Here is a 25,028-nt window from a genome sequence, read left to right as displayed (position 1 = left end):
AAAGCAGAATAAAACGAAATTGAAAAATAGTCAAGTAAAAACTAGGCATTGCAAAATAAAGAGAGATAAGTCATTGCGAACGACTAATAAGGAGCGTGGCAATCTAGTTTTAATTTCCTGAGATTGCCACGCTCCTTATTAGTCGTTCGCAATGACGCCAATTTTTCAAATTAAACGAGTTACCGTCCAAATAAGCGTTCGATATCCTTAAGCTTCAACTCAATATAAGTAGGTCTGCCGTGATTACATTGACCTGAAAGCGGCGTATTTTCCATTTGACGCAGTAAGGCATTCATTTCATCTACCGATAATTTTCGTCCTGTTCTAATAGAGTAATGACAGGCATAAGTTTCCATTACATGCTCGATTAACTCTGTCAAAGCTATATTCTTGCCAAAATCCGATAAATGATCGGCGAGATCCTGAATTAACTTTTGTACGTTTACATCTCCAAGGATATTTGGAATTTCAGTTACTATAATAGATTTTTCGCCGAATTTTTCTAGAGTTAAACCAAGTTTATATAGTTTTTCTCTATGGTCATATAAACAATCTGCTTTTTTTTCATTTGGCAGTTCTACTATCTCAGGGATAAGCAAACGCTGTTTGATTAACTCTTCCGTTTTAAGGTAATCTTTTATTTTTTTATACCCTAAACGTTCGTGTGCTGCATGTTGGTCGGTAATCACTATACTATCTTCGGTTTGTGAAATAATATAAGTAGTATGAAGTTGTGCTTTAGCTGCCCCAAGTTTATATTGTTTACGGGTTTGCTGTTCATGTTCTATACGATTTTCTACTTCTTGTTCTATTTTAGCATGTGATAATGTATCGATTAATTTTTGACAAAGATTTTGAGGAACTGTATTAAGTGCAGAATGAGTAGTAGGTCTATAATCTGCCGATTTACTATTAACATTTATAACTTTACTTACTGGCGATTGTTTGTTAACTAAAGGATTTTTAAATAACTCAAGAGCATCAGAGGCGATAGTAGTAGAAGTAACATGGCTTTTATTTGTTAAAGCATTTTTAATTGCTTCTATTAATAAGTTTCGCACATAATTCGGGTCATGAAACCTAACCTCTGCTTTTGCCGGATGTACGTTAACGTCAACAAGTTGCGGATCGATTTGTAAGAATATAGCACATATCGGATAACGATCACGAGCTAAATAATCTTGATATGCTACCCTTAAAGCTACCTGTAATAATTTATCTTTTACTGGTCTATTATTAATAAATAAAAACTGATCTTCACTTGAAGCTCTATTATATGTCGGGCTACTAGTATAGCCGCAAATAGAGAAATCAGGTGTTTTGAAGTCTATATAAGCAGCGTTTTTTATAAAATCATCACCTATTACATCAATTATACGCTGTTTTAGGTTAGTTTCAGTATCTTTATTTTGTCCCTTTAGTTTTAATAAATTCTTGCCGTCATGTGTTAAACTAAAAGAAATTTTAGGATGTGCTAGAGCGATTTTCTTAACCACATCTACAGTTGCTGCAAGCTCTGTTTTATCGGCTCTAAGAAATTTTAAACGTGCAGGTGTTGCAAAAAATAAATCACGTATCTCTATTTTAGTACCTTCATTATGAACAGAAATAGTAACTTGTTTTTCATTGCCGCCGATTAACTTAATCTGAAATGCTTTGTCGGCATCTCGTTTTTTAGAAGTAATTAGCATTTTGCTAATAGCAGCAATAGACGGCAGTGCTTCACCCCTAAAACCAAAAGTATTAATATTTAGAAAATCGCTTTCATCAAACTTAGAAGTTGTATGACGTTCAACAGCAATTTCTAATTCCTTATCAGTCATACCGATACCGTCATCGGAAATAATGATTAGATTTTTACCGGCACGTTCTAAAATAATATCTATTTTAGTACTACTTGCATCAACAGCATTTTCAACTAATTCCTTTACTACCGATGCGGGCCTTTCTATAACCTCACCGGCAGCAATTCGGTTGATAGTACTTTCTGACAGAAATTTTATAGTCATTTTGTTACTAGTTTAAATTTCTTACTACAATATGGGCAGATAACTTCTTTTTTTTTTTATCTATCTCTAAATAAACTTTCGGATGGCCATATGGAGGTTCTTTGCCCTGGCAAGATACAGATGCATCAACGCTATTAACAATTTCCATAGATTTATACATTATTTCTTTAAGTGTAATCTAATATAAGTTACTTTTAAATAAAAGACAAATATTACTTGATTAAATATGTCATCCCGTGACTTGATCAGCTTTGTTGCATGGTTCTAATTTTCTTGTCATTGCGAGGAAATTACGTAAGTAATTGACGAAGCAATCTAGTACCAAAGTTCTGAGATTGCCACGCAGCCTATGGCTCTGCTCGCAATGACGATTTAGCTGGCTGGTACAAGCCACGGTATGACAGTACATATTTTATAAGGAGATAAAAATGAAAGACAACGTAGCAGTTATTACCGGTTCTACTAGCGGTATCGGGCTTGAGATAGCAAAACATTTTGCAAAAACGGTTTTGCAAAAGAAGATGAAGTAGCCACAATTTCAGCAGAATTGAAAGAACTTGGGGCAAGGGCTGTATTTTATCAAGGAATAAATTTGGAAAAACCTGATGAAATCCATTCTATGTTTGAGAGGATAATAAAAGAATTCGGTAAAATAGACATATTAGTAAATAATGCAGGTATTCAGCATGTTGCTCCTATCGATGAATTTCCTGAAGATAAATGGGAGCAAATTTTGCGTATAGATTAATAGCATCTTTCTATACTACAAAATACGCAATACAGATTATGAAAAAACGACTTCAGGCGAATTGTTAATATCGCTTCCGCTCATGTATATGTCGCATCACCTTTCAAGTCGGCATATGTAGCAGTAAAGTATGGTATCCTTTTGGACTTACCAAAACCGTTGGTTTAGAAGTGGCTGAGAATAATATTACAGTTAATACTATCTGTCCCGGTTACGTCAACACACCATTAGTAAGGAATCAAATAGCAGATACTGCTAAAGCTAAACATATCAGTGAAAAGAATCAGCGTTAAATGTAATCCTTAAATCTCAAGCTACGAAAAAATTTGTAGAAGCTGATGAAATAGCACACTTAGTAATATTCTTATGTGACAAAAAAGCATCATCAATAACAGGTAGTGGACTCTTGATAGATGGCGGCTGGATGGCACAGTAGTTTTTAATTCTTAATATTTGTTATTTATTGAGAAATAACTAACAATAAAAACTTCTTGCAAAAATTTAATTTACTCCTTTACATTTGAAATAAACCACAATTTATTCAAGGAGGAATTTATGCCAGAAAAAAACATCTACATTTTCAAACTGAAGAAACTGACTTAAATAGAGTAAAATGCCAAATTAATTCATTTTAAAGATGAACTGGGCAACCCCATAGATGGGCAATTAGTTATAGGAGAAGTTGAAGAAGTAAAAGAAAAAGAATTTTCTAGACCCGTAGAAGTTGAGGTAAAGTGTAATTTGGGTAAGTTTAAAAAAGCTCTAGCTTATCTTGGAATTATTAAAAAGTAGTAAGCAAAGAAGAGAAAATTATAGGCACCCATGAATTAGGCAATTTTACTAATGATAAGAATTCTATAGAGAACTTTTTAAACAACCTAGATTTCTATGAAGAAAAACTTTACGCATATGATCTTAGTGGTACAAAAGTTGGAGAAGTAGGTGATTTTGGTAAAGATGGTAAATTCTTAGATTTAGAAGGTAAAGCTTTACAAAATCAAAATTAGTTTATACACAAAGGTAGCGGAGTTTACCATTTAAGTATTGCTACAAACGTAAAATATTTTGATAAAGATTGAAGTATTAAGACTTCAAAAGGTGTTACGAATATTAACACAAAGCCCGTAAAAAGTGCTCTTAAAGGTAGCAGAGAAGCTGCAAAAATAGGAAAAAAACTACGAAAACAACAAAAAGAACAGAAATTTGCAGGAATTAAAAAGCCAAAAGGAGCTAAACTTACAAAACTAGGAATTCCGGTACCACTAGAGATAACTAGGTTATAAGTGCTTGACCATTATAACGTGTATATTATAATAATTATGACCAAATTAATATGTACGTTATAATAGTCATAATTTATTATGACTATTATTTAGCCTTTTGTATTTCTAATGCTTGTATTTGAGCTTGTGTCTCAAAGTCATTTGGCTCTAATTCTAATTCTTTGTTGTATGATTCAAGAGATAAATCGTATTTGCCTAATTTTTCCAAAGTAAGGCCTTTATTAAGATGTGCTTTATAATCATTGATATTTAATTTAAGTGCTGCATCATTTTAATGCTAAATTATATTTTTTAAGAATTCCTAAAACTATTCCTTTATTCATGTAAGCTCTAAAATCATCAGGATTAAGCTGTATTGTTTTATTATACATTTTAACAGCTAAATCATATTTTTGAAGCCTACTCAAAATATTATAAATTACACTTTATAAATTATGTAACTTGTCTATAATAACTAATTAGTAATTAAATTATTTAAAGCTCGATGAATAATAGGTCTAAGTTCATTTTTTTATCTGCTATTTCAGGTAATGTACTCGAATATTATGACTTTACGGTATATTCAGTTTTTTCGCTGATTATTGGACAAGTTTTTTTTCCAGGCGAATCAGAATTCATTAGAATTCTTCTAAGCCTTGGAGTATTTGCGGTTGGCTTTCTGACAAGACCGATAGGAGGCATATTATTCGGTTATATCGGTGATAGATACGGTAGACGTATCGCTTTAATAATCTCGATGCTAGGTATGACTATTCCGACCTTTATTATGGGCCTCATACCCTCATATGCAAGTATTGGGATTTATGCCCCTATAACTCTAGTTATAATGCGGCTTATTCAAGGTTTATGTATTAGCGGTGAAGGAACAGGAGCGGCTATTTTTATCCTTGAACATCGTCAAAATTTAAGACCAGGTTTTACGGCAGGTTTAGTACATGGTTCAAATATCGCCGGTACCTTAATTGCAACATTTATCGGTATTATAATAGAACGTTATTTCTCTCATATAGATTTTGCTTGGCGTTTTGCTTTTCTGCTTGGCGGGTTTATGGGTCTTGCAGGATTTTACTTGCGATTGCACGTATCGGAAACACCGATTTTTAAAATGCTTGAGAAAAAGAAACAAGTTCTTAAAGTACCTTTTTCCAATGTAATTAGAACTGCTTGGAGATCGATGTTTTTAACTATGTGTATAGGTGCTATCGCTAGCAGCGTTATGTATTTAGTAAAAACATATATAAATGTTTTCTATTATAATGTAATGCATCTTAGTAATACTATTGCTTTATCATATTTAGCGTATAGTTCGTTTATTGCGATGATAGCGATGCCGCTTGCCGGCGGTACTGCCGATATTATCGGAAAATTTAAAATGGCAATACTTGTTGGTGTTGCTATCTTGATATTGATTTTACCGATCGTGTTACTTATGTCGACAGAAGAGATGTGGCAACAAATTATAGCTCTTACAATGCTTGGTATGCTCGCAGGAAGCATAGCAGGTACAGCTTATATACTCGTTATATCCTTGTTTACGGCAGAACAAAGATTTACCGGTGTTGCTTTCAGCTACAATTTTGCAATAGCGATATTCGGCGGAACTTCACCTATTATTTCTCGTTGGCTTGTAGAGTGCACAGGCTTATTTTATGCTCCGGCTTTTTATATTATGATCATTGCTGCCGTATTTTTAGTGATTATGTATATGATGAGGAAAGTAATTAAATCGTTGCTTAATAATTATGAACATAGAAAATAAAGAAATAACAAGTAGTTGGTTTACTAATTTACGTGATTTATTGTGCAAAGAATTTGAAAAAATCGAAGAAGAATATGCACAAACCAAAGGTTTAAAACCGGCTAAGTTTGTACGCTCAAGCTGGCAACGTAACGGCGGCGGTGGCGGTGTCATGTCTCTCATGAAAGGAGCAGTATTTGAAAAAATCGGGGTTAATATATCTACCGTATTTGGTAAAATTTCTCCCGAATTCCGCAACGAAATTCCAGGAGCAGAGCTAGACGGGAAATTCTTTGCAACAGGCATTTCATTAGTCGCACATCTTAAATCGCCGCTAATTCCCGCTATGCATTTTAATACTCGTTATATAGAAACTTCTAAAAGTTGGTTTGGCGGCGGTAGCGATTTAACACCTTTTTATCCGGAAAAAAACGAAACTGTAAAGTTTCATGCAGCTTTTAAAGAAGCATGCGATAAGTATGATTCTAGCTATTATCCTAAATTCAAAAAGCAATGTGATGAATATTTTTATCTAAAGCATAGAAAAGAGCCGAGAGGAGTAGGCGGAATATTCTATGATTACTTAAATAACGGTAATTTTGAACAGGATTTTGCCTTTACACAGGACGTAGGTAAGGCTTTGTTGTCGGTATATCCTGAAATCGTTAGAAGTAAGTTATTTTTACCTTGGACAGCTGAGCAGAAAGAATACCAGCTTATAAGGCGAGGTAGATATGTAGAATTTAATTTGCTATATGACCGCGGTACTAAATTCGGCTTAATGACCGATGGAAATGTCGAAGCAATATTAATGTCGTTGCCACCTGAAGTAAAGTTTAATTGACTTTTTTAAAATCATAACCGGAATGGCAAAATGCTATTTCGGTGTGTTGAAACTTCTGTCAAAAGTGAGAGTATTTTCCACAAAACCAATGCAATCCTTGTTGTAAGTTTAGGCGGTAAATAATGTTCTGTTGAGATTACTTTTTTACCAGTTTTATTTTCCAAGACCGTTTTAGCGTTTTTAGCTATACTTCCTCCTATTTTACCTGCAACCTTATTTTCTTCCATTCCTGATAAATAATATTAGTTAATATAGCAAATTCATTCTCTTTTGTTACTTCATGGTTTTTCCAGTAATCAGTTAATTTATTTCGTGTTTCCTGCCCCATCATACGTTGTTGAATCCATTTTTCGCTACGACCGTGTCGTTTCCAATTACCCCTTGCTCTATCAATTGACTTTTCTGGATCAGAAATTTCTTGAATCCTCTCATAACCGACTTTAGCAAGCCATTGTTTAAATGGTTCTGCCTTTGGAGACGGAATAGATTGTATAATACGAAGTAATAACTCTGTATTTACACAGTCTGTTATATATTTTTTTCCATCTGTGGCAGTTAATTTCGGTCCGTGACAGTTTGTCATGACCTCACTTTTTTCTTCGTTTAACCTTTGTTTTAGTTTTCTTCAATAAGCTCCAGGGTCACTACTATCAGTTAATGCTTCTACTACGTCGACTACTGAAAACCACCATTTGTTATTATGCAAAATTCTTCTAATGGTTTTATCTTTAAAGATTACTAACTTATTAAGTTAATCGCTATTATTCATGTTTGTTATTATTTCCTGCTCGCAATGACGATATATCTTTAACAATCCCTTTTCAAATAACAAAGAGTCTACTAGTCAAATGGTTTCACTATAACCATAATCACTGCAACAATCATGCAAATAGCCGGAATCTCATTAACTATGCGATAAAATTTTTCTGAATGGACATTCTTACCATTTGCAAAATCTTTTCGCCATCTTGCAAGTAAACCGTGAAATATCACTAAAACTAATACTGCAAACATTTTAATGTGAAACCAAGTATCAAGAGCAACAAACCCGTAAATATGAGCATTTATTAAACCAAAAATAAATGTGCTAATCATTGCTGGATTCATAATGAATCTGAGTAATTTTAGTTCCATTACTTGTAAAGTACTATCTAGCTCACTACCTATTTTAGCTTTGATATGATAAACATATATTCTAGGTAAATAAAGAAGCCCTGCCATCCAACATATAGCAGATATCAGATGAACTGACTTAAACCATAGATAGTAACTTGCCATTCTTTTCCTTATTAACTTGTTAATTTACACAAACATTTAGTAAATTCATTTGGACATATTCTTGTACTAGAGCTACTCATAACTAAATTAGTATCAACCTTATTAATAAATCGTAGCAATATATTTGTCAAACTATTAATAAAAATTTTATTTGTTCCAAGTGTCGGAATTCGGGTATATTGAATTTCATATTTATCTGCGATTAATTTATATTCAATATCAAGCTCTACTAGTGTTTCAACATGCTCGGATACAAAGGATATAGGTACGATAATTATGTCTTTTTTTAACTTTCCTGCTAGCTCTATTTCATCTTCCGTATTCGGTTTTAACCACTCTATAGGTCCTACTCTACTTTGATAAGTTATCTTATAATCTAGATCTTTTATATTTAATTCTTTAACTATTGCTTGTACTGTTTCTTTTATCTGAAAACTATAAGGATCACCTGCTTTTATTATTTTTTCGGGTAACCCGTGAGCAGAAAATAATATACGAAAATTTTTATCGTATAGTTTTTCTTTAATTAATGAAACATGGGCTTTTATAAAATCTTTTTCTAGAGGATAACAGCAAATTGTTTTAATTGGAATATCAATATCAAGGTTTTGTAAAAAATTTTTAACCGATGATCCTGTCGTAGTACTTGAAAATTGAGAATATAGAGGCAATAATATTATTTCACTTGGATTATATTTTTTTATTTGACCTATTACTTCTTTAGCAAACGGTGCTGAATACCTCATATTTATAAAAATAGCGAAATCTTCTTTTATAAGTTGCTTTAGCTTTTTGGTTAGTGCTAATTTCTGCTCCTCTGTTTCCTGAAGTAAAGAAGATTTACCACCGATTAAAGAATAAATTTTTTGAGATTTTTTCTCTCTAGTAATAGAAATTATTTTAGCAATAATGTAACGCAAAGGATTTGGTAGATTAATTATAGCTTTGTCATAGAATAGATTAAATAGAAAAGGCTTCACTGATTTAAGGTTTTTTGGACCGCCTAAATTAAAAAGTACTATTGCTATTCTTTTCTTCATATAGCCTAACATATTCTGTCAAAAATTCTACATTTTCCGTAGGTGTTTCAGGTAAAATACCATGTCCTAAATTAAAGATAAAATTCTTTCCTTTCATTACCTGAAGAATTTTATAAGTTTTTTCTTTAATAATTTCTTTATTAGTTAATAATACAACCGGATCTAAATTACCTTGTACTATTACTTTATCACTCCACTCTTTCATTTTTTTAAGAGGGACCGTTTGATCTACGGCTAAAACATCTATCGGTACTTCTTTTATAAATTTTTCGTACAATAATCCTGCTCCTTTAGGAAAAGCAATTATAGGAGTTTTTGGAAAAACTTCTTTTACTTTTAGTATAATCTTTTTTGTCGGCTCTATTACAAATTCAGTAAATTCCTCTTCTGCAAGTACTCCTGACCATGAATCAAAAAGCTTTAAAACATCTGCTCCAGATTTTGCTTGATTTATAAGATGATCAGCTGTTTTTTCCGTAATAAAATTTAATAATTCTTCAGCAAGTATTTTATTTTCATATATGAATTTTTTGCTCGTTTTAAAATCCTGTTTTCCTTTTCCTTCTAGCATGTAACTCATCACTGTCCAAGGACTACCTGCAAATCCTATTAAAGAAATGGGGGATGGTAATTCTTTTTTTACTTTTTTTATTATTTCATAAACCTTTTCTAATTTATAATCCGGATTGATTTGCAGATATTTAAAATCTTCTTGTGATTTGAATTGCTTTAATATAGGCCCTATATTTTCTTTAAAATCCACTTCCCATCCAAGAGCATGAGGTAAAACTAATATATCGGAAAAAATAATAGCTGCATCAAATCCATAGCGTTTTATCGGTTGTAAGGTCACTTCTGTTGCTTTGCTAACATCATAACAAAAATCTAGAAAATTTTTTGTTGTTTCTCTTACTTTTTTATATTCCGGCAAATATCTACCTGCTTGACGCATAAACCAAATAGGTACTTTATTATTATTTCCTTTTAACGGATTTATAATTTGCTTCATACTATTACTAAAAATATTAAAATAATAAATATATTTATTGTTGTTTATGTAAATAGAATTATGTAGATTAAATGTTTTAAACAGAGTTATCAACAAAATTTTCATTAAAATTTTCTTAAAAATATATATGTATTTTTAATTATTATCCACATAAGTTTGTAATGAATTTATACAAGTGGATAATTAAGTATAAAATTCATTTATAGCTTAGAAAAGACTATTTTTTCAAAGAAAAATGATATTTATTCACAATTTTATCCACAAACTATTTATTTAAAAGAAAATACACTAGATTTACTTGATTTAATAAGGATTTGAGGAAATTTTTAATAGGTTTTAATAGGAAAAATAACAAGTTATTAAAAAATTTATCCACAATTACGTGTGTAAAGTATGACAAAGCTAATTATTCACTTAGTTTCAGACTCTTCCGTGCAAACTGCAAAATATACAGCAAATTCTGCCCTTGCACAATTTACTTCCGTAAAACCAAAATTATATCATTGGCCAATGATTAGAAATTTGGAATTGCTAAATGAAGTATTAAGTAAAATAGAATATAAACATGGGATAGTATTATACACGATTGCCAATCAAGAACTCCGAAAAACTTTAACGAAATTTTGCTATGAATTAAAAATTCCATGTATTTCCGTAATAGGTAAAATTATTAAAGAAATGTCTGTTTTTTCAGGTATTGAAATAGAAAAAGAACAGAATTACAATTATAAATTTGATAAAACTTATTTTGATACACTTAATGCCATAGATTATGCTATAAGACATGATGACGGACAAATGCTTAATGAATTATTAGAGGCTGATATAATATTAATAGGTCCTTCTAGAACTTCTAAGACACCGACTTCCGTATTTCTAGCGTATAACGGTTTAAAAGCTGCCAATATTCCTTATGTTTATAATTGCCCCTTTCCTGATTTTATAGAAAAAGATATAGATCAATTGGTAGTAGGACTCGTTATTAATCCAAATAGGTTAATTGAGATAAGAGAAGCTAGATTAAATCTATTACAAATTAACGAAAATAAAAGCTATACGGATTTTAATATAGTACAAAAAGAGTGCCTAGAAGTCAGAAAAATTTGTGATCAAAGAAATTGGCCGGTAATTGATGTGTCGACTAGATCAATAGAGGAAACAGCAGCTTTAATAATGCGAATATATTATAATAGAAAAAATAAATATAATAAATAAAAAGATTTTCATTATTTACAAGTAGAAGCCTGTACGTTATAATTTTATTTATAAATATAGATGTTGTTCATATGAATCCGAAAGCAACACTATGTCATTCCTAGCTAAAAGCGACTTTGTTGCATAGATTGAAAAACCTACTCGATGTCATCCCCGCCTACACGCGGGAATGACATAAAAGCCATATGGACAATGCTACAAAAACATAGAGGAATTTATGGCAAATAACGTAATGGATAGCTCTTTTAAAAAGGAAGTATTAGAATCGGATTTACCTGTACTGGTTGATTTTTGGGCAGAATGGTGCGGACCGTGTAAAATGTTAACACCGATAATAGATGAAATCAGTAAAGAATTACAAGGCAAAGTAAAAGTACTTAAAATGGATATTGATGAAAATCCTAACACTCCTTCAGAATACGGTATTCGTAGTATTCCAACGATAATGTTATTTAAAAATGGTGAACAAAAAAATACTAAAATAGGTTTGCAACAAAAAAATTCTCTTTTAGATTGGATTAATAAATCTATTTAATATTTATTTTATGTCACTTAGCTATCCAAAAGTATTTATAGAGATAACTAATGGTTATGTTGAAGGTATTGATACTCATAAAAGAGCTCAAGGTTTAAAGCATTTCTTCTTGAAAAAAGGAGTCTCTCTTTCTCCAAATATACCTATATTAAACAATATTAATTTTTCTTGTTATGAGGGAGAAAAAATAGCTTTTATAGGGAGTAACGGTTCGGGAAAAAGTTCGTTTCTAAAGTTAATCGCCGGAATATATCCGTTAAAATCCGGTACAGTCAAAGTTCATGGAGATATTGCGGCAATTATAGATATGGGAGTTGGTTTTGAGTCTGAGCAAACTGGTCGTGAAAATATAAAAATGTTAATGCTATATAATAATATGCTGGATAAATATAGCAAAAAAATTGAAAAAGAAATTATAGATTTTTCAGAACTTGGTAGTAAAATTGATTTACCGATAAAAATTTATAGCTCCGGTATGTTATCACGTCTTGCTTTTTCTGTATCGATATTTCAAAATCCGCAGATTCTATTACTTGATGAAGTTTTTGCGGCAGGCGATAGCTATTTTATAGAAAAATCTCTTGGTTTAATGAAGAATAAATTTAAAAATACTCCTATTTCAATAATAGTAAGCCATCAAGAAGAAATTATAAAAGATAATTGCAATAGATGTATTTTATTAAAAGACGGCAATATTATAGGTGATGGTACACCATCGGAAATGTTTAAAATCTATAACCAACAACAAGGAAATTCATAAATGATAAAGTATTTTTTTTCTAAAAAATACTGGCGAGCAATAGCATTACTAGTTAAAGCTTCTATAATTAGGCAAAATAAAGATTCTTTTTTAGGTTCTTTATGGAGTTTAATTCAGCCTTTTATTCACATAATGGTAATTTCATATTTTTTCGGTTTTTTATTAAGACAGCCGAGAGAATTTATGGTAATGAACTTAGTCGGCGGTATTCCTTTGTGGAGTTTTATAGTAAGCAGCTTAACGATTTGTTCAAGTTCTTTAGTTACACGTGATCAAATAATAAAAAAAGTTAGAATTTCTAAGACTTTTTTTCCTGTTGCGGATAGTTTAGGGCAATTATATACTTTAATTTGCTCATTTTCGGCAATGTATTTTGCTTTTATTTTATTATTTCCAGAAAAATTTTCTTGGCAAATAATATTTATGCCGATATTAATTTTGCCCTTAATAATATGTGTGATTAGCGGTTCTATCGCAGTAGCATTTTTAACGCCGTATATTCGAGATATTCCGCAAATGTTGAGTGTTATTCTTGGAGTTATTTATTGGAGTATACCGATAGTTTATCCATATTCGCTAATTCCGGAGTCTAAAAAGATATATTTTGAATTTAATCCGTTCTTTTTAGTTATAAGACCCGTACAAGCGTTGGTGATTGACGGAACATTACCGGATATGATGCTGATAGTTAAGTCTATTATAGTTGCATTTATTACTGTTTGTATCAGTTATTTAATTTATAGACAATTTTCTAAAAGAGTTATTTATTATTTATGAAACTTGGTTTTAATCTAGATTTTAATGAATTAGATTTAACCGGACTTAAAAAATTAGATCAAATATTTTTAGATTATCTCTTTAAAGCTGATAGATCTTTGCATAAAGATTTAATGTTATTTAGATCGACTCCTCTCTCCATTATTCCAAAAGATTATTCCGAATTTTTGCTAAAAATTTCCCCTCATTTAGACGATTTTTTAGCAGAGTTATTTTGTATTTCAAAAGAAATAACGATATCAAGGTTAAAACATAAAGATTTTGATATTATTTATGAATGTAAAAGAAAATTTGTTCAACGTGTTGCCGTAAAAAAATATCCACCGGAAAAAATAAAAGATATTGATTTTGAAGATGTGTATTTAAAATTAACTGATTTAATAGGTGCGAATTTTACTTCTAGAGAATTTGCCAAACAAATAATTATATGGCAACAGGCAGAAGAAAGTTTTGCAGAAGAATTAGACATAGCAGCTAGGTATGCTGCATATAGGGTTTATTTGTGTGAGGGTATCAAGCCACAGGATAACATCCTATTCAACCTCCCACAAAAACTAGATAAAGAAAATCTAATAGACGATAAAAAAATATTAAAATATCAAAAAAATGAGAGAGTAGATTTTGACTATACAGATTCTTTTTTAAATCTAGATGAAGCTTTAAACCATTCTCATTATTGTATTTATTGCCATAAGCAAGATAAGGATAGCTGTTCTAAGGGATTACTGCAACCTCAGAATCGTCATTGCGAGGAGCGAAGCGACGTGGCAATCTCAGGAGATTTGACGAGATTGTCACGCTCCTTGCAGTCGCTCGCAATAACGAATTTAAAACAAGGCTGCCCGTTAAAACAAAAAATTTCTGAAATGAACTATGTTAAGGCACAAGGTTTTAACCTAAGTGCTCTTGCTATTATCGTTATTGATAATCCGATGGTTGCAGCAACAGGTCATAGAATTTGTAATGATTGCTCAAAAGCTTGTATTTACCAAAAGCAAGATCCGGTAAATATCCCATTAATAGAATCAAATATTTTAGAAGAAACACTTAAATTACCTTACGGCTTAGAGATATATTTACTGCTTACTCGTTGGAATCCGCTTAATATTTATGCACCGCTTCCGAAAGAACCTACTAATTATAATATTTTAGTTACCGGTCTTGGTCCTGCAGGTTTTAGTCTTAGCTATTATTTATTACGGTCAGGTCATAATGTTGTGGCTATTGACGGTTTAAGAATTACTCTACTGCCTTTTGACGTTCATAAGCCTATAAAATTTTGGCATGAATATAAAAATTTGTTATCGGAAAGAATGCCAAGAGGATTTGGAGGGGTAGCGGAATATGGGATTACCGTTCGGTGGGATAAAAACAATCTCGATATATTGCGGCTAATATTAGAGAGAAATAATAATTTCAAATATTATGACGGAGTAGCTTTAGATTTTAATATAACGAAAGAACAAGCTTTCGATTTGGGTTTTGACTATATAGCTTTTTGCATTGGAGCAGGTCAGCCGAAAGTTTTGGATATAGAAAATTTTGAAGCTAAGGGCGTAAAAACGGCTTCTGATTTCTTAATGACTTTGCAAAACGGAGGGGCATTTTTGAAAAATTCTAGTACTAATATGGTAATTAGGATGCCGATTGCGGTAATAGGCGGCGGTCTTACTTCCTTAGACGCAGCAACGGAAAGTTTATATTACTATAAAAAACAAGTAGAGGAATTTGCCGAAGATTATATAGAAAAAGATTTAGCGGAGGAAGATAAAGAAATAGCTGAAGAATTTATTGCTCATGCAAAATTGTTTAAAGAAGCTAAGAATAATGAAGAATTAAGAAAGGTTTTTAATAAGCTTGGGGGTGCTACTGTTTACTATCGTGGAAGATTGCAAGATTCGCCGGCATATAAATTAAATCACGAGGAGTTAATATATACATTAGCACTCGGTGTTGATTTTAAGGAAAATATGCAACCTTTAAGGATTAATGTTGATAAATACGGTCATGTGGAATCTGTGGAGTTTGAGAATCGAAACCGTCATTGCGAGCAGTCGAAGACTGCATGGCAATCTCAGGAGTTTGGCTTAACAAGATTGCCGCGTCAATGCTACGCATTTCCTCGCAATGACATTAAAACCAAAACCGTGATTATGGCAATCGGTATAGAAAATAACACTCAATTCAATGAGGATAAATATAGCTATTTCGGTGATTGTAATCCTAAATATTCGGGTAGTGTAGTGAAGGCTCTTGCTAGTACCAAAGAAGGGTACGACGCTATTAACAAAAAGCTTATAAATAATAATCCTAGCTTTAAAGGTAGTTATAAAGATTTTTGTACGCAGCTTGATTATTTGCTGACTTCTAGGGTTAATAAAATAAATATTTTAGATGATAAAACTTTTGAGTTGATAATTCATTCGCCGCTTGCTGCTAAAAATTTTAAGTTCGGACAGTTTTTTCGCTTACAAAATTATTCTGAAGATGCTGCTAAGTTAATAGAGCCTGTAGCCTTAAGCCCTATCGATATTGATGTAGAAAAAGGCTTAATTAACTTTATAGTTTTTGAAGTCGGTAAATCTACTAGCTTATGTAAAACATTATCCGAAAATGAGAAAGTAGTTTTAATGGGACCGACAGGTTCGCCGCTAGAAATACCTCAAAATAAAAAAATAGTTATTGTTGATTTCGAAGTCGGTAATATAGGCTTATTAAAAGTTCTAAAAGAAAATAATAATGAAGTTATATTTGTTACCTATCCTGATATAAAAATCCGTAAATTAGTTTCAGTGGATATAGTAATAATTAATGCTTCTCCTGAAATAATAGAAGAATTGCAAAGTCTAAAAAATGGAATATTCAGTGAAAATACAAAAATAATAGTTAGCGTTAATTCATCGATGCAATGTATGATGAAAGGAATTTGCGGACAATGTATTCAAAAAGTTAAAGGAGAGCAGAAATATATTTTTGCATGTAGCCAGCAAAATCAAAATGCAGAAATAGTTGATTTTAAGAGCTTGAAAACTCGTTTACGCCAAAACTCTTTGCAAGAAAAAATGAGAAAATTAGTGGCTAATTCATCCATAATTTAATATAATAGCTTCAATTAACTCTTCTAGTTGTTCAGGTGAGAATTCACCAATTTTTTTGAATTTTATCACTTCTTATAGCACTTAATTTCATCAACCATAATATGAGATTCTAAATTAAAACCATTTAGCTCTGTAGGAGTTAATAACAGGTGAAAAGTTGTGGGGCATCTATTAAACCCGTTGTGAAGGCAAACTGTTTTATACTGGGATGATTTTTATATAAATTAGATTGAACAACAACAGCGGGGCGGGGTTTACCATAATCTCCAGATATTACACCAAGCAACAATATATCTTTTTTTAATTTCTATTATTTCCATTCATCTAACCAACTTTCTTCATTGTGTTTTAACCATAAGTTGGCATCAGGATTGTTTTCTTTACTAGCTAATAAGGATTGACGTTTAGCTTCTTTGGCTAGGTCTGAATTTTCTAGTTGTTTAAGATATATATGTATTGCTTTACTAATTATCCAGCTTTTTTCACGGTGTAAATCATAAGTTGCTTTTTCAAGTTTTTTACTTAAATTTATTTCTAAGCGTATACTAGTCGTAATACTTTTTGTCATTTTTATCCTCCTTATAATATTTAATTGTAACACAAAGTGTTACATATCGCTAGTTAAATAAATTTACTTCTCAAAACGACAAAATGCTCTACTACTATCTTGATTAAGAAAATCGATAATTTGTATTACTATAGAATTATTGTTATATTTCTCAGCAACTTGTTTTATACGCTCAGCAAAATTACCTTCACCTGAGAAGATTTCTTCGATAGCTTTTAAAGCACTTAAAGACTTTACTTTATCAAACCCTTTTCTATTCATACCGATTAGATTTAAGCCCTCAAGCACCGCACGTTTGCTACTTACAAGCCCAAACGGTATTACATCTGCTCCGACCGGCGATAACCCGCCGATCATCGAATATTCACCGATTCTAGCATATTGATGTACGGCAGACAGTCCGCCGATTATTGCGTAATCACCTACCCCAATATGACCTGCTAGGCTTACATAATTAGCAAATACTACATTATTACCGATTTTACAATCATGACCTATATGGACGCCGACCATAAATAAATTATTATTTCCTACTCTTGTCATCATTCCGCCTCCTTGGCTTCCTGCTTGTACCGTAACATATTCTCTAATAGTATTATTAGAGCCAATTATCGTGTTTGATTGCTCATTAGCATATTTTAAGATTTGTGGAGGTTGACCTATTGATGAAAAAGGATAGATTACAGTATTTTCGCCGATTTCGGTAATCCCTTCAATTACTACATGGGATTTTAGCTCGACATTGTCATGAAGCACAACTTCAGGACCTATAATACAATACGGTCCGATTTTTACGTTTTTACCAAGCTTTGCACCTTCTGCAATTACAGCTGTAGTATGGATATTAGAATTTGACACTATGTCCCTATGTTTTATCTTTAATCATTGCGGTAAACTTACTTTCTGCAGCTATTTCACCTTCGACCGTAACCGTACTTGAAAATTTCCATACGTTAGCTCTTTGCTGATCAATAACAGCGTGGATATACATAGTATCCCCCGGCTGAACAATTCTACGAAATTTTGCATTTTCGATAGTCATTAAAAACACTTCTTTATTCTTAGTAGAACCTAAAGATTTAGCAACTAATACAGCAGCTAATTGTGCCATAGCCTCAACCATTAGAACACCGGGCATAACAGGTCTTGCCGGAAAATGTCCTGTAAATTGCGGTTCGTTAACAGTAACGTTTTTAATACCTGTTATTGATTTGTTAGGATCGATTTTAAGTACTCTATCTACTAATAAAAATGGATAGCGATGAGGTATCCAATCCATGATTTCGGTAATATCTATGATCATTTATTTAGAGCTCTTCTTTAATGTAAATTTTCCGTCATTGCGAGGAAATTATGAAATAATTGACGAAGCAATCTAGTAAAAAGTACTAGAATCAGCACTTTTTGCTAATTTTTTTGGATTGTCACCGTAGCCTATGGCTGCTCACAATGACGACTCAGGTATTCATGCAACAACAAAGCTCTTTTCAATAGCAAGCTACTTTTTTAATTTGCTATTAGAGGTCTTTAGTAATTGTTTCATAATAATAGATTGTCTATGCCAATCCATAATAGGAATTGCAGGGCTGCCGCCGACAATTTTACCTGCTTCTATATTTTGTGCTACACCGCTTTGTGCCGCTACCTGTGCCCTGTCGCCTATATTTAGATGTCCGGCGATTCCTACTTGCCCTCCAAGAGTACAATATTTACCGATCGTGCTACTTCCTGCTATACCTGTTTGTGCTACGATAATAGAGCCTTTACCTATTTTGACGCCATGCCCTATTTGTACTAAATTATCTATGCGGCATAAATCTTTTATAATTGTATCTTGAAGTGATCCTCTATCAATAGTAGTGTTTGCACCAATTTCAACATTATTGCCGATTTTAACTATTCCTATATGAAATATTTTGTGATGTACACCTTTTTCGGTAGAAAATCCAAACCCGTCCTGTCCAATTTTTGCACCTGCAAGTATTACGACGTCGTCGCCTATAATTGCATAATTTATTGAAACATGTTGTTCTATTCTAGCGTTTCTGCCGATATTTACTCCTCTACCTATAAAACTTCCAGCTTCTATAATACTATTATCACCTATAATAACATCGTCTTCAATAACTACATTGTGACCTATATAACAATTTTTTCCGATAGTCGCCGAATCTGCAACAATAGCGGATTTCATTATTTTAGCAGGGTATGATTTAATAGGAGCATAAAAAAAATCTATTAATTTGCCGTAAGCAAAATATGGGTCCTGGGCGTGTAATAAAACAGTATTTGGATTTGCTTCTCCCGTAAAATTTTTCGGCACTATACAAGCAGCAGCTTTGGTAGTTTTTAAAAATTCGGAGTATTTAGGATTGCTTAAAAAGCTAATATCATTTGGTGATGCTTCCTGCAAAATTTTAATATCATGAATAGCTATATCTTCATGAATCTTAGGAGGTGCTATAATATCGTGTAAAAAATCTATAATTGCTGTTAGTTTTCGTGGCCCTAGATTTTTATAAAAATTACTACTTACCATATAACTTTAAGCAAATTAATCATTAGCGACAGTATATAAGTGATAGTTTTATTATGCAACAAAATTTACAGGTGGAATAAAAGGTATTGCTAAGTAAAGAATGATGTTGTCATTGCGAGCAGCCGTAGGCTGCGTGGCAGTCTTATGAAATAATAACAAACTCCTGAGATTGCTTCGTCAATTGCTATGCAAATTCTTCACAATGACGGAAAAACCGATCCACGCAACAACGTCTACTTGATTGTAAGATCTAGGAAAAAAATAGATAAAAAGTCACAAATATTAATTTACGTTTTATTAAGAAGAATTAAATTAATATATTGTAGCTATTTTAGTACAAATCTTATCAATATAATTTATCCTTATTAACCTAAAGTTAATTAAAATTACAAAAATAAGTTTACAGATGCAATAGAAATTTAAGTGAAGATATAAAATAACGGGATTTAAAGTAAGGAATAGTGGTGGCCACGGTTGGAATTGAACCAACGACACAAGGATTTTCAGTCCTTTGCTCTACCGACTGAGCTACGTGGCCGTATATACTCGATGAACTTGAAAATTTGACTTCGTCGTCTTTGTAAGTCCTCGAATACTCATGTATTAGTATACGCTCCGCTCCTCGGCTTACAGACTCCTTGCTCTTTTCCAAGTTGATCTTCGTCTATACTATTCTTTCATTTATTAGGGTGTAAGGAAATATAACTTAAGCTTATAATAGATTAATCGGCTTTTGTCTATTCTTAATTTAGTAATATTAGACAAAAATACTTAATTATGATATCATGAGTGTTTATTTTTATAACGGTTTTTATAATCAAAATCGGCAATATTGAGCTTTCTTCAAATATTTAACTCCAATGTCAGGTGTTACGGATTTGGAATTTAGAAGATTAGTGAAAAGATTTGGTGCAGGGCTTGTAGTTTCTGAAATGGTAGCAAGTAGAGCAATGATTGTGGAATCTAGGCAGTTACTAAAAAAAAGTGCCATTATGCGTGATGATGTAACAAGTGCTTGCGTACAGCTAGCAGTAGGCTGTGAGCCGAATGTGATAGCAGAAGCGAGGGGGGGGTATGGGAGCAAAAATTATCGATCTTAATTTTGGCTGTCCGGCGAAAAAAGTAGTAGGCGGTTATTCAGGCTTGGTTCTAATGAGGGATGAGCAGTTGGCAGCTAAAATTTTTGAAGCTACCGTTGAAGCAGTTAAGCTGCCGGTAACTGTTAAAATGCGTATGGGTTGGGATGATAATACGAAAAACGCTCCGACTTTAGCCAAAATTGCTGAAAGCTCAGGTGTTTAGATGATTACCGTTCATGGTAGAAGCTGTTAATTTAATGAACGATCCTCTAGCTGTAAAAGAGAAAATTGCGGAATTTTATACGAGCGTTATGGCGAATAAATTAAAAGAATTTTAAGTTTTATTTTTGTAATATTGTTTTTTAGTTTAAGCTATGCAAGTGAAAAAGCAGTAATTATAACTGATTATAAACCGGTATTTTTGCCTGTAATTGCTGAAAATAAAAAAATAAGAATTGCTATTCGTTCTTATTTAAATAATGAAAAATCATATTTCGTTTTAGTAGATCCGAATTCTTTTAAAACTGAAATAGCCCTACAAGAGCTGGTAATTTTACCTACGAATAAAATAGAAAAAGAAAATCTTCTAAAAAAATTAAGTAAAACTCCGTATATTAAAGTTTTAAATAAATATAGCTCTAGCTCTACACCTTATATACAACAAAATTACGGTGCTACGAGTAGCATGTATAAAGTAAAAGGACAGTTCTTGACAATTGACATGTGTCCTTCTTCCAAAAGCTTTGAAGAAGATTTTTTTAAAAAGTTCGTAGAATTATCGATCAAACTAAATAAACCTATTCCGATTGCTATATGTGTTTCAGGATTATGGATTAATAAGCATACAGAAGAATTTTTATGGTTATTAAAACAACAAGAAAACGGTTATTTACAAATAACATGGGTTAATCATTCATTTAGTCGTCCTTATTTTAAAGATAAACCTCTTGAAGATAATTTCCTTCTTTCCAATAAAGATGATTTTGAAAATGAAGTATTAGAAGCAGGGAAAATATTAGTAAGTTATAATATTGCTCCGTCACCTTTCTTTCGTTTTCCTGGATTAGTTTCCGATCAAACATTAATAGAAAAATTAAAAGATTTGGGAGTTATTCCGCTTGGGAGTAATGCATGGCTTGCTAAAGGCGAAAAAGTTCAAAATGGTTCTTTTATATTGGTACACGGTAATAGTAACGAAAAAGCCGGAATAGATTTAATTATGCCGATGTTACCGGAATTAAAATTACTTTCTATTGAAAAGGCGTTTTTATTACATGACAATTGATTAGTTAGATATTAATAATACGGTAAGCTCATAGTTGTTCTGATATCACATGAAGAATATGAGAAAATTAATCAGCTTGAAAATATGTAATTGGGCAATGCAAGCAAAAAATGTGAGTAAAAGTGGTTTTTTATGAGAGGAAGAGAGTAAGGATTTTTTAAATAAGATATTAAATATCTTTCTTATAGGAAAAAGAAATGATGGAAAAGTTTATAAATTAGTTAAAAGAAAAATTAAATAGTTCATAATTATAACTTAACTTTTCTAGTAGGGCTTTTATCTCTTTGAATATCAAGTTTTGTATCGAATAGCGGAGAATCTTGTAAAAAATCAATAAGGGAAGATTCTTGTGAATTTTCTTTATGATTTGTTATTATACTACATAAACGTTTATTATTATCTAATACTTCTAGATTTACTTCGATTAAAGGCGGAGTAAGTAAATGCTTAATAATTTCAGACCATTCTATTAAAATTAAATTGTCGTTTAATGCCTCTTCAAATCCAAGTTCATAAATTTCTTCAGGTGATTTAAGACGATACAGGTCATAGTGATATATAGTGAAGTTAGATGCTTTATAAGTTTGCAGTAAGTTAAAGGTAGGGCTTATAATGCTTGTATTTTCACCGCAAAAATATTTAATAATTTCACGACAAAAAAATGTTTTACCTGCTCCAAGGTCACCGTTAAGTAAAACTATATCATTTGGTTTTAAGCTTTGTGCTAAAAGCTTTGCAAGCTTCTTTGTCTCTTCTTCGCTATTTAGTGTATGCATTTTTTAACTTGATAAATCATTTGTAAATATTGATTCTGAAAAGTGTTGGAACCTATATTCTGCACATTCCAGTTTTCACTATTTAATATTATTATTTTAGCGTTTAATTTGTCGTATAATCGTGAATTTTGTTCATTACTTAAAACAAGATATTTGTTATTAGACTCTTTAATTAAATCTTCTAGCTTGCTTATATATCGGAGGCTTTTTTGACTTTCGCTATATAATTTTGCAGTTTTAATATTAGTATTAAGAAAAAAATACTCGCTACTGTCACTTAATAAAATTACGTCTTTTATCGTTGCAAGCTCATTATGTTTAATCTCTTGTAGCTTATTTAATTCTTTAAGTGCTGTTGAAAGGTTATTATTAATATCTTCTTGTAGCTCAGGAAATTTTTCACTAAATATTTGTGCAAATTCCTGTAGTAAAATCACAGCATTATTAAGATCAAGCCAAATATGCCAATTATCTTTTATAGTGGTTAAAGATTTAATATCACTGATTTTTATAATGTTTTTGCTATGATTATCAATTAATTTCTTGGCAAAACCGTCAAATTGTTCATTAATATAAATTGCTATATCAGAATTTTTGACTTTTACTAAATCACTAGGTTTTAAATTATAATGATGTGGACAGTCACTACTAATAGCTAAGCTCTCGATATCCGCTTTATCCTTAACAAGCATCGAAACAATACTGCCGATTGGCGTAATACTTACAACTATCTTAGGCTTAGCATAGCTAGTAAGGCTGAAGAATGTAAGGAATAGTAATGCTAGGTATGTCATCTCTGTGAAGGCTTGCTTGCGTTGATACCAAATCGTCATTACTAGCGACTGAAAGGAGCGTGGAAATCTCAGGATTTTGGCACGAGATTGCTTCGTCAAAATTTTCAATTTTTCTTCGCAATGACGGTTTGACATACTAGCTCTCATAATTTCGCCAACAACTCTAATTTACTAGGTTTAAAATCCTGCTCTATCCAAAAATTTTTTAGATATTCTAGTTTTGCTCCTATTTTTTTTTTTTCTATATTCATATTTAACAAATCATTACCGTTTACTTGGAATTTAGGACGTAATAACGCATCATATTTAAGAATAAATTCTTTTACTTGTGAATGATTTAATTTACCGATTATTCTAGCTGCTAATAAATATTCCTTATAATTCTTTTTTTCAAACCAAATTTTTTTCATGTTAAATTTAGCGTCATTCAGAAAGTTCGTTATTGATAATATTTGCATTGCTTCATGTTTTGAGAATTTCCAATCTAGAAAGACCTTTAAATTTAAATCTTTTTGACAATATAATAAGAGTGCATATCGAGTAACTAATTCTAATTTAAAATCATTTGCCTGCTCAAAAAATTTTATTTCATAATTTTGGATAGAGAATATTAGTTCTAATATTCCTATTTCAAACATAGCTTTTAAAATTTGTGCTGCTCTTTTTGAAACAATAATTTTATCCATTTCGCTTTTAATTCGCTCTCGTGATAAAGTTTTTAAGCCGTCTTTTAAAGCTTTACATGCTTTAAAGTTGCCATCATCAAGCTGATTCGCATAATAGCTAGAAAACCGAAAAAAGCGTAGAATTCGCAAATAATCTTCTTTAATTCTATCTAGAGCTTCCCCTATAAATACAACCTTTTCCTGCTGCAAATCCTTAAACCCTTCAAAATAATCATATATCTCGTTCTTAAAGGGACAATAGCTTAAAGCATTAATAGTAAAATCTCGTCTTGCGGCATCTTCGGCAAAATCGTTGGTGAATATTACTTTGGCATGTCTGCCATTACATTCAATATCTTTCCTAAGAGTCGTGATCTCAAATTTTTCATTATTTAAAGTAGCTGTAATCGTGCCGAATTTTAAACCGGTCGGAATAGTTTTTATTTTAGCTCCAAATAAAATATTTGTTACTTCACTAGGTGTCAAATTAGTAGCTATATCTATATCGCAGCTACCTTTCTCAAGTAGATCTCTTGGATAACTTGCTTCTAAAGGTAATTTGTACGTCGATCCGGTACTCGAATCCTCACGTACGTTTATATACATTGCGATTCTGCGTTCCGTGTCTCCTTCAAATTCCTCTTTATTAGTTTTGTTATGCAAGAGATCTAGTAACGCATCACGTACGCAGCCGCCTATAAGCCTTGCTTGTCCTTTTTCATTTAAGAGACTCAAGATTTTTCTATATCCTTTTGAGGGGATTTTTAGTATTTTGTGTGTAACTTGCATTATTCGATTTTACCTAAAGTATCGGATAGTTTTTAAAAAGACTTTGATGTCATCCTAGCTAAAAACTGGACCTTGTTCTATGTCATTCCCACTTGGCATTGTTGTGTGGATACTGAGTCGTTATTGCGAGGAAAAACTGTAAGTTTTGACAAAGCAATCCAGTAAAAATGCTAGTTTTTAACATTTTTTTATTATTTTT

Annotated in this window: 25 protein-coding genes, 1 tRNA gene and 3 pseudogenes; 12 read left to right on the top strand and 17 right to left on the bottom strand. The window is 31.8% G+C overall.

Annotated features, from left to right (window positions below):
- Nucleotides 1-179: 179 nt before the first annotated feature.
- Nucleotides 180-2,009 (bottom strand): DNA mismatch repair endonuclease MutL, encoded by a 1,830-nt coding sequence (mutL, locus tag ABVF33_RS06100; protein ID WP_499706668.1) that lies wholly within the window; start codon nucleotides 2,007-2,009, stop codon nucleotides 180-182.
- A pseudogene (locus tag ABVF33_RS06095) lies at nucleotides 2,006-2,169 on the bottom strand (zinc-finger domain-containing protein). The gene mutL and the pseudogene ABVF33_RS06095 overlap by 4 nt, the downstream one beginning before the upstream one ends.
- A 387-nt stretch (nucleotides 2,170-2,556) precedes the next feature.
- Between ABVF33_RS06095 and ABVF33_RS06090 the strand changes: the two are divergent.
- From ABVF33_RS06090 to ABVF33_RS06080, 3 genes are all read left to right on the top strand, one after another.
- Nucleotides 2,557-2,757: an SDR family NAD(P)-dependent oxidoreductase gene (locus ABVF33_RS06090; protein ID WP_010977914.1), complete on the top strand. Its 201-nt coding sequence runs from the start codon at nucleotides 2,557-2,559 to the stop codon at nucleotides 2,755-2,757.
- Between the two features lie 170 nt (nucleotides 2,758-2,927).
- Nucleotides 2,928-3,050 (top strand): hypothetical protein, encoded by a 123-nt coding sequence (locus ABVF33_RS06085; protein ID WP_499706667.1) that lies wholly within the window; start codon nucleotides 2,928-2,930, stop codon nucleotides 3,048-3,050.
- A 5-nt stretch (nucleotides 3,051-3,055) separates the two neighbouring features.
- On the top strand, nucleotides 3,056-3,193 hold the full coding sequence (locus ABVF33_RS06080; protein ID WP_499706734.1) for an SDR family oxidoreductase: 138 nt from the start codon (nucleotides 3,056-3,058) through the stop codon (nucleotides 3,191-3,193).
- A 932-nt stretch (nucleotides 3,194-4,125) separates the two neighbouring features.
- Here the strand turns inward: ABVF33_RS06080 and ABVF33_RS06075 are convergent.
- Nucleotides 4,126-4,248 (bottom strand): tetratricopeptide repeat protein, encoded by a 123-nt coding sequence (locus ABVF33_RS06075; protein ID WP_499706666.1) that lies wholly within the window; start codon nucleotides 4,246-4,248, stop codon nucleotides 4,126-4,128.
- Between the two features lie 58 nt (nucleotides 4,249-4,306).
- Complete coding sequence (locus ABVF33_RS06070; RefSeq protein ID WP_499706665.1) at nucleotides 4,307-4,447, bottom strand: tetratricopeptide repeat protein; 141 nt, start codon at nucleotides 4,445-4,447, stop codon at nucleotides 4,307-4,309.
- 77 nt (nucleotides 4,448-4,524) lie between these two features.
- On the opposite strand from ABVF33_RS06070, the gene ABVF33_RS06065 reads away from it, so the two are divergent.
- Both ABVF33_RS06065 and hemF read left to right on the top strand, forming a co-directional pair.
- Entirely contained in the window at nucleotides 4,525-5,799 is a 1,275-nt protein-coding gene (locus ABVF33_RS06065) for an MFS transporter (RefSeq protein WP_499706664.1), read from the top strand.
- Nucleotides 5,783-6,622 carry an oxygen-dependent coproporphyrinogen oxidase gene (gene hemF, locus ABVF33_RS06060; RefSeq protein WP_499706663.1) on the top strand — a complete coding sequence of 280 codons (840 nt, stop codon included), beginning with the start codon at nucleotides 5,783-5,785 and terminating at the stop codon, nucleotides 6,620-6,622. The genes ABVF33_RS06065 and hemF overlap by 17 nt, the downstream gene beginning before the upstream one ends.
- Nucleotides 6,623-6,818: 196 nt before the next feature.
- Here hemF and ABVF33_RS06055 read toward each other — a convergent pair whose 3' ends face one another.
- From ABVF33_RS06055 to hemE, 4 genes are all read right to left on the bottom strand, one after another.
- Entirely contained in the window at nucleotides 6,819-7,205 is a 387-nt protein-coding gene (locus tag ABVF33_RS06055; RefSeq protein ID WP_499706662.1) for a BRO-N domain-containing protein, read from the bottom strand.
- A gap of 257 nt (nucleotides 7,206-7,462) precedes the next feature.
- On the bottom strand, nucleotides 7,463-7,900 hold the full coding sequence (hemJ, locus tag ABVF33_RS06050) for a protoporphyrinogen oxidase HemJ (RefSeq protein WP_004997032.1): 438 nt from the start codon (nucleotides 7,898-7,900) through the stop codon (nucleotides 7,463-7,465).
- A gap of 11 nt (nucleotides 7,901-7,911) precedes the next feature.
- Entirely contained in the window at nucleotides 7,912-8,952 is a 1,041-nt protein-coding gene (gene hemH / locus ABVF33_RS06045) for a ferrochelatase (protein ID WP_499706661.1), read from the bottom strand.
- The gene (gene hemE, locus ABVF33_RS06040; protein ID WP_499706660.1) at nucleotides 8,909-9,949 is read right to left on the bottom strand and encodes a uroporphyrinogen decarboxylase; all 1,041 of its coding nucleotides are present in this window, start codon (nucleotides 9,947-9,949) and stop codon (nucleotides 8,909-8,911) included. Before hemE ends, hemH begins: the two co-directional genes overlap by 44 nt.
- 393 nt (nucleotides 9,950-10,342) lie before the next feature.
- Between hemE and ABVF33_RS06035 the strand changes: the two genes are divergently transcribed.
- The 5 genes from ABVF33_RS06035 (at nucleotide 10,343) to ABVF33_RS06015 (ending at nucleotide 16,334) form a co-directional block, all read left to right on the top strand.
- Complete coding sequence (locus ABVF33_RS06035) at nucleotides 10,343-11,164, top strand: pyruvate, water dikinase regulatory protein (RefSeq protein ID WP_499706659.1); 822 nt, start codon at nucleotides 10,343-10,345, stop codon at nucleotides 11,162-11,164.
- Nucleotides 11,165-11,381: 217 nt separating this feature from the next.
- Complete coding sequence (trxA, locus tag ABVF33_RS06030; RefSeq protein WP_499706658.1) at nucleotides 11,382-11,699, top strand: thioredoxin; 318 nt, start codon at nucleotides 11,382-11,384, stop codon at nucleotides 11,697-11,699.
- A 10-nt stretch (nucleotides 11,700-11,709) separates the two neighbouring features.
- A complete protein-coding gene (locus tag ABVF33_RS06025) occupies nucleotides 11,710-12,459 on the top strand; it encodes an ABC transporter ATP-binding protein (protein ID WP_499706657.1) in 750 nt (249 codons plus the stop codon).
- Nucleotides 12,460-13,236: an ABC transporter permease gene (locus tag ABVF33_RS06020; protein ID WP_004997009.1), complete on the top strand. Its 777-nt coding sequence runs from the start codon at nucleotides 12,460-12,462 to the stop codon at nucleotides 13,234-13,236.
- Nucleotides 13,233-16,334: an FAD-dependent oxidoreductase gene (locus ABVF33_RS06015; protein WP_499706656.1), complete on the top strand. Its 3,102-nt coding sequence runs from the start codon at nucleotides 13,233-13,235 to the stop codon at nucleotides 16,332-16,334. Before ABVF33_RS06020 ends, ABVF33_RS06015 begins: the two co-directional genes overlap by 4 nt.
- A 43-nt stretch (nucleotides 16,335-16,377) precedes the next feature.
- On the opposite strand, the pseudogene ABVF33_RS06010 reads toward ABVF33_RS06015, so the two are convergent.
- From ABVF33_RS06010 to ABVF33_RS05985, 6 genes and pseudogenes are all read right to left on the bottom strand, one after another.
- A pseudogene (locus ABVF33_RS06010) lies at nucleotides 16,378-16,620 on the bottom strand (type II toxin-antitoxin system PemK/MazF family toxin).
- Between the two features lie 24 nt (nucleotides 16,621-16,644).
- Entirely contained in the window at nucleotides 16,645-16,902 is a 258-nt protein-coding gene (locus ABVF33_RS06005) for a hypothetical protein (RefSeq protein WP_499706655.1), read from the bottom strand.
- 63 nt (nucleotides 16,903-16,965) lie between these two features.
- Nucleotides 16,966-17,760 carry an acyl-ACP--UDP-N-acetylglucosamine O-acyltransferase gene (lpxA, locus tag ABVF33_RS06000; protein ID WP_499706654.1) on the bottom strand — a complete coding sequence of 265 codons (795 nt, stop codon included), beginning with the start codon at nucleotides 17,758-17,760 and terminating at the stop codon, nucleotides 16,966-16,968.
- 7 nt (nucleotides 17,761-17,767) lie between these two features.
- A complete protein-coding gene (gene fabZ / locus ABVF33_RS05995; RefSeq protein WP_012719306.1) occupies nucleotides 17,768-18,205 on the bottom strand; it encodes a 3-hydroxyacyl-ACP dehydratase FabZ in 438 nt (145 codons plus the stop codon).
- Nucleotides 18,206-18,400: 195 nt separating this feature from the next.
- Nucleotides 18,401-19,441 (bottom strand): UDP-3-O-(3-hydroxymyristoyl)glucosamine N-acyltransferase, encoded by a 1,041-nt coding sequence (gene lpxD / locus ABVF33_RS05990; protein ID WP_499706653.1) that lies wholly within the window; start codon nucleotides 19,439-19,441, stop codon nucleotides 18,401-18,403.
- A gap of 462 nt (nucleotides 19,442-19,903) precedes the next feature.
- Nucleotides 19,904-19,979, bottom strand: a tRNA-Phe gene (locus ABVF33_RS05985).
- A 275-nt stretch (nucleotides 19,980-20,254) separates the two neighbouring features.
- Between ABVF33_RS05985 and ABVF33_RS05980 the strand changes: the two are divergent.
- Nucleotides 20,255-20,740 (top strand): annotated as a pseudogene (locus ABVF33_RS05980) (tRNA-dihydrouridine synthase); the annotation flags it as partial.
- A 102-nt stretch (nucleotides 20,741-20,842) separates the two neighbouring features.
- Nucleotides 20,843-21,805 carry a polysaccharide deacetylase family protein gene (locus ABVF33_RS05975; RefSeq protein WP_499706733.1) on the top strand — a complete coding sequence of 321 codons (963 nt, stop codon included), beginning with the start codon at nucleotides 20,843-20,845 and terminating at the stop codon, nucleotides 21,803-21,805.
- A gap of 248 nt (nucleotides 21,806-22,053) precedes the next feature.
- Here the strand turns inward: ABVF33_RS05975 and tsaE are convergent, their stop codons facing one another.
- From tsaE to ABVF33_RS05960, 3 genes are read right to left on the bottom strand one after another with little or no spacing between them, the layout of a single operon-like run.
- Nucleotides 22,054-22,581, bottom strand: a complete 528-nt coding sequence (gene tsaE / locus ABVF33_RS05970) for a tRNA (adenosine(37)-N6)-threonylcarbamoyltransferase complex ATPase subunit type 1 TsaE (protein WP_499706652.1) — start codon at nucleotides 22,579-22,581, stop codon at nucleotides 22,054-22,056.
- Nucleotides 22,569-23,522: a metal ABC transporter solute-binding protein, Zn/Mn family gene (locus ABVF33_RS05965; RefSeq protein ID WP_499706651.1), complete on the bottom strand. Its 954-nt coding sequence runs from the start codon at nucleotides 23,520-23,522 to the stop codon at nucleotides 22,569-22,571. The genes tsaE and ABVF33_RS05965 overlap by 13 nt, the downstream gene beginning before the upstream one ends.
- Complete coding sequence (locus ABVF33_RS05960) at nucleotides 23,519-24,829, bottom strand: palindromic element RPE1 domain-containing protein (RefSeq protein ID WP_499706650.1); 1,311 nt, start codon at nucleotides 24,827-24,829, stop codon at nucleotides 23,519-23,521. The genes ABVF33_RS05965 and ABVF33_RS05960 overlap by 4 nt, the downstream gene beginning before the upstream one ends.
- Between the last annotated feature and the right edge of the window lie 199 nt (nucleotides 24,830-25,028).

Source organism: Candidatus Rickettsia barbarica, assembly GCF_041477405.1.
Lineage (GTDB): Bacteria > Pseudomonadota > Alphaproteobacteria > Rickettsiales > Rickettsiaceae > Rickettsia > Rickettsia rickettsii.
Note: the sequence above shows the minus strand (reverse complement) of the source record. Positions and strands in the feature narration are given on the sequence as shown.